This window comes from Devosia sp., assembly GCF_034675085.1.
Taxonomy (GTDB): domain Bacteria; phylum Pseudomonadota; class Alphaproteobacteria; order Rhizobiales; family Devosiaceae; genus Devosia.
Genome location: NZ_JAUCDN010000239.1, coordinates 1 through 5,105 on the forward strand (window position 1 = coordinate 1; position 5,105 = coordinate 5,105).

Annotated in this window: 4 protein-coding genes and 1 tRNA gene; 2 read left to right on the forward strand and 3 right to left on the reverse strand. The window is 66.3% G+C overall.

The window, feature by feature from the left end; all coding sequences use genetic code 11:
• A tRNA-Gln gene (locus tag VDP82_RS13605) sits at positions 1-74 on the reverse strand.
• Positions 75-312: 238 nt separating this feature from the next.
• Here VDP82_RS13605 and VDP82_RS13610 point away from each other — a divergent pair.
• Both VDP82_RS13610 and VDP82_RS13615 read left to right on the forward strand, forming a co-directional pair.
• Positions 313-1,500 carry a Ppx/GppA phosphatase family protein gene (locus VDP82_RS13610; RefSeq protein ID WP_323015389.1) on the forward strand — a complete coding sequence of 396 codons (1,188 nt, stop codon included), beginning with the start codon at positions 313-315 and terminating at the stop codon, positions 1,498-1,500.
• Entirely contained in the window at positions 1,490-2,233 is a 744-nt protein-coding gene (locus VDP82_RS13615) for an RlmE family RNA methyltransferase (protein ID WP_323015390.1), read from the forward strand. The genes VDP82_RS13610 and VDP82_RS13615 overlap by 11 nt, the downstream gene beginning before the upstream one ends.
• 70 nt (positions 2,234-2,303) lie before the next feature.
• Here the strand turns inward: VDP82_RS13615 and VDP82_RS13620 are convergent, their stop codons facing one another.
• Both VDP82_RS13620 and VDP82_RS13625 read right to left on the reverse strand, forming a co-directional pair.
• Positions 2,304-3,692, reverse strand: coding sequence for an MFS transporter (locus VDP82_RS13620; RefSeq protein WP_323015391.1), 1,389 nt, complete (start codon positions 3,690-3,692; stop codon positions 2,304-2,306).
• Positions 3,693-3,700: 8 nt separating this feature from the next.
• On the reverse strand, positions 3,701-5,044 hold the full coding sequence (locus VDP82_RS13625) for an MFS transporter (protein ID WP_323015392.1): 1,344 nt from the start codon (positions 5,042-5,044) through the stop codon (positions 3,701-3,703).
• Positions 5,045-5,105 lie beyond the last annotated feature (61 nt).

Below are 5,105 nucleotides of genomic sequence, written 5' to 3' on the forward strand. Positions count from 1 at the left end.
TGGCTGGGGAACCTGGATTCGAACCAAGATTGACGGAGTCAGAGTCCGCTGTTCTACCGTTGAACTATTCCCCAGCAAGGGCTGGCCATTAGGGTGGCCGGGCGGTGCGGGCGGACGATTTCGTCCGGCGCGGGCACTGCATAGACAATGCCGATCCAGAATGCAAGCGGCTCGGGCGATTGTCCTTCCGGCTTCGCCGCCATTGCGCTTGCCCGCCCCTTGCACTACCGTCTTTCCCGACACGCAATGAACAGTGCGTTCGGGCGCCACCGGCGGGACCGGCAGGAGCGACCGCGCACGCAGGAGACTTCTGTGACCGATTCCGATCGGTCCGCCGCCGGCCCTTCGTCCGCCCCGGACGTGCCGGCGAACCGTGCTTCGGCCAGCTCCAGGGCGCCGGAGAGGGACGGGGGCCGCAGGCCGCCGCCCGCCACGGACAAGCGGACAAACGCCGCCCCCAATCCGCGCCGGCATCGCGGTCCGCTTTATGCCGCGCTCGACCTGGGCACCAATAATTGCCGCCTGCTCATCGCCCGCCCGCACGACCACGGTTTTCGCGTGGTCGATGGCTTTACCCGAATCGTGCGCCTGGGCGAGGGGGTTTCGGTGACCGGCCGGCTGGGCGACGCCGCTATGGAACGGACAATGGAGGCGCTGCGCCAATGCCGGATCAAGCTGCGCGAGCACCAGCCCGTGCGCATGCGCCTCATCGCCACCGAGGCCTGCCGCGCCGCCGAGAACGGCCCGGCCTTCCTGGAAAGGGTGAAGACGGAAATCGGCATCGACCTGGAAATCGTCGACCGCCGCACCGAGGCAGAACTGGCGGTGACCGGCTGCGCCGACCTGATCGAGAACGGCGCCCAGGGCGCGCTGATGTTCGATATCGGCGGCGGCTCGTCGGAACTGGCCTGGCTCGATTTCCGCGGCGGGCGTCCGCGCGCGCAGGGGCGCATGGCGGCCTCGATCCGCTCCTGGCAGTCGCTGCCGGTGGGCGTGGTTTCCATCGCGGAGAAATTCGGCGGCGTCGACGTGACCCCCGAGGTGTTCGAGGCCATGGTGAGCCATGTGTCCGAGCATCTGCGCCAGTTCCGCGGCCGCGAAAAGCTGCGCCAGATGATTGCCAGCCATCCCGTGCACTTGATCGGCACCTCGGGCACGGTCACGACGCTGGCCGGGCTGCATCTGGGCCTTGAGCGCTATGAGCGCCAAAAGGTGGATGGCCTGTGGATGGGCCGTGCCGAGGTCGACCAGACCATGAAGGTGCTGCTCGCCATGCCGTTCGAGCGGCGCATGGCCCATGCCTGCATCGGACGCGACCGCGCCGACCTGGTGCTGCCCGGCTGCGCCATTTTCGAGGCCATTCGCCGCGAATGGCCCGCCGAAAGGGTGCGGGTCGCCGATCGGGGCTTGCGCGAAGGCATTTTGATCTCCCTGATGGATGCCGACCGCGCGCAGCAGCGCGCCTCAAATTATAGCCGGAGAACCAGCCATGGTGGATAAAGCGCTCGGAACGGGTGGCCGCAAATCCGACAAGGACCTGAAGATCCGCGTCAAAACGGCAAAGGGCCGCAAGGTCTCCTCGACCAAATGGCTGGAACGCCAGCTCAACGACCCCTATGTCGCCCGCGCCCGCGAGCAGGGATATCGCTCCAGAGCCGCCTTTAAAATCAAGGAGATGGACGAAAAGCATCGTCTCTTCCGCAAGGGCATGCGCGTGGTGGACCTGGGCGCGGCGCCGGGCGGCTGGGCGCAGGTGGCGGCCAAGGCGGTGGGGTCCACCGAGGCCAATCCGCTGATCGTGGGCATCGACTATCTGGAAATGGACCCCATTCCCGGCGTGATCCTGCTGCAAAAGGACTTCACCGACGACGACGCCCCCGCCATGCTGGTGGAGGCCCTGGGCGGCAAGAAGGCCGACCTGGTGATGAGCGATATGGCCTGGCCCACCACCGGCCACCGCCCGACCGATCATTTGCGTATCGTGCAACTAGTTGAAATCGCAGCGGATTTCGCGCTGGACGTGCTGGCGCCGGGCGGTGCTTTCGTCGCCAAGGTGTTCCAGGGCGGCACCGAGCATGAGCTGCTCCACATGCTCAAGCGCCATTTCAAATCGACCTTCCACGCCAAGCCGCCGTCCAGCCGCAGCGATTCGGCCGAGGCCTATCTCGTCGCCAAGGGGTTCAAGGGACGCGAGGAAACTGCGCCCGCCGAGGATGACGAGGCCGGGGTTTAGGCTAACGGACTGCTATCGTTGAGCGTGACGCATGGGCGCTTGGGGGTAACGCTTCGGCGCGTCTGCGCCCTCAATGGGCGGAGCCGCCGGCCATGAGCTGGTGGCCGGCATTGCGTGGCAGGCGGATGAAGAGCAGGGTGGCCACGGCGCCGACGGCGGCGACGATGTAAAAGGCGATGTGGAAATCGACGAGGGCGAGGCTGTCGCCGCCGCGCAGGCGATAGGCCAGCTCGAGCGCGCCCCCGCCCAGGGCCACGCCCATGGCGAACATCAATTGTCCCCAGACCTGGCTGATGACATTGGCCTGGCCGGCATCCTTGTCCTCGACATCGGCGAAGACGAAGGCGTTGGAGCCGGTCCAGAACACCGACTGCCAGAAGCCGGTGAAAACCAGGATGGCCAGGATCAGCGGCACCGGCGTCTGCGGGGTGTAAAGGCCCATGGCCACGATGCCCAGCGAGGCGATGGCGGTGGCCAGCAGCAGGGGATATTTGAAGCCGAAGCGGCCGAAGAGCCAGTTGGACATGAACTTGGCCGCCAGCGCCCCGACAGCGCCGGCAAAGGTGACCATGCCCGATTCGAACGGCGTCATGCCGAAGGCCAGTTGCAGCATCAGCGGGAACAGAAACGGTGTGGCGCCCTGGCCCAGCCGGAAGAAGGTGCCGGCCACCACGGCGCTGCGAAAGATCGGCAGGCGCAGCAGCCGCAGGTCGAGCAGGGGAAATTCGGTGCGCAGGGCGTGCAGCACATAGAGCGCGCCCAGCCCGATGCCGACCAGCGTGGCGATGACGCCGACGGAGACGGGCAGGGCGGGCAGGCTGATCACCGAGCAGCCGAAGGCGAACAGGGCAAAGGCCGAGCCGGCGAGCAGGAAGCCGAGAAAATCGATATGGCGCGGCGCGTTGCGCTCCGGCGCATTGGGCAACACCAGCCCCACCAGCACGATGCCGAACAACCCGATGGGCACATTGATGATGAAAATCCAGTGCCAGGAGAAATAGGTGGTGAGAAAGCCCCCGAAGGGCGGGCCGACAATGGGTCCGACCATGGCGGGAATGGTGAGCCAGGCCATAGCGTCGACAAGCCGGTGGCGCGGCGTGGCGCGCACCAGCACCAGCCGGGCCACCGGGCCCATCATCGCCCCGCCCATGCCCTGCATGAAGCGCGCGCCGACGAACTGGGCCAGCGAACCCGACAGGGCGCAGGCGATGGAGCCGGCCATGAACACCACCATGGCGGCGCGAAAGACGTTGCGCGCGCCGAAGCGGTCGGCCATCCAGCTGGAAATGGGAATGAAGATGGCCAGCGCCACGAGATAGGCGGTGAGCGCCAGCTTGAGCGAAATCGGGTCGGTGCCGATATCGCTGGCAATGGCGGCCAGCGAGGTAGCGATGACGGTCGAATCCATGTTCTCCATGAACAGGGCCGTGGCCAGGATGAGCGGCAGGGTGCGGGACATGGCCGGGATCAGCCTCCAGCGGCGCGGTGGCCGGAAACATTGCTGCCCGCATCGGCCGGAAGGCGCAGATAGACGAAGCCGGCCAGGGCGCTGAGCCCGCCGACCAGCGAAAAGGCGATGCAGAAATCGATCAGGCCCAGCTCTCCCCCATGCAGGCGCGTGGTGATTTCGAGCAGGCCCCCCGCCAGGGCAACACCGAAGGCCACGCTCAATTGCTGGGCGACCGCGAGGATGGCGGTGGCCTGGCTGGCCTCGGCATTGTCGATCTCGGCATAGGCGATGGCATTGGAGCCGGTGAAGAAAAAGGACCGCAGGATGCCGCCGACCAGCAGCACCGTCATCATCAGCGGCACCGGCGTCTCGGTGGTGAAAAAGCCCTGCGCGGCGATGAGCAGTCCGCCGAAAATAGCGGCGAAGCCAAGGATGCGCGGAAAGCCGAAGCTGGCAAAGACGCGCTCGGTGGCGAATTTGCTGATGACTGCCCCCACCGCCGAAATGAAGGTAATGGCGCCCGACTGGAAGGGGTTCAGCCCGAAACCCAGTTGCAGCATCAGCGGCAGGAGGAACGGCACCGCGCCCACCCCGATGCGGAAGAAGGAACCGCCAAGAATGGCGGAGCGGAAGAGCCGGTGGCGCAGCAGCGCCGGATCGAGCAGGGGAAATTCGGTGCGCCGGGCGTGGAGCAGGTAGAAGATGCCGGAAATGACGCCGACGGCGAGGGTCAGATAGCCATAGAGCAGGGGCAGGGCGGGCAGGCTGACCACGGACAGCCCGAAGACGCACCCGGCAAAGGCCAGGCCCGCCAGCACCAGCCCCACCACGTCGAGCCGGCGCGGCGTGCGTTCGTCGGGCACTTGCAGGAAGATGCCGGCCAGGATGATGCCGGCAATGCCGATGGGGATATTGATCCAGAAAATCCAGTGCCAGCTCAGATAGGTGGTGAGAAAGCCCCCGATCAGCGGCCCCGTGACCGGCCCGAGCAGGCCCGGCACGGTGAGCCAGGCCATGGCCGAGACCAGCTCGTTGCGCGGCGTGGAGCGCACCAGCAGCAGGCGCCCCACCGGCGTCATCATGGCGCTGCCCATGCCCTGGAAGAAGCGGCTGAGCACGAAGGTTTCCAGCGAAAAGGAAAAGGAGCAGGCGAGCGAGCCCAGCATGAACACGAAAATCGCCAGCCGGAAGATGTTCTTGGCCCCGAAGCGGTCGGCCATCCAGCCGCTGATGGGAATGAAGATGGCCAGGGCGACGAAATAGGAGGTGAGCGCCAGCTTGAGCGCGATCGGCTCGCTGCCGATATCGGCGGCGATGGCGGGAAGCGAGGTGGCGATGACGGTCGAGTCCATGTTTTCCATGAACAGGGCGACCGCGAGAATGAGCGGAGTAACGCGGATCACGACGGCAAACCGGGGATGA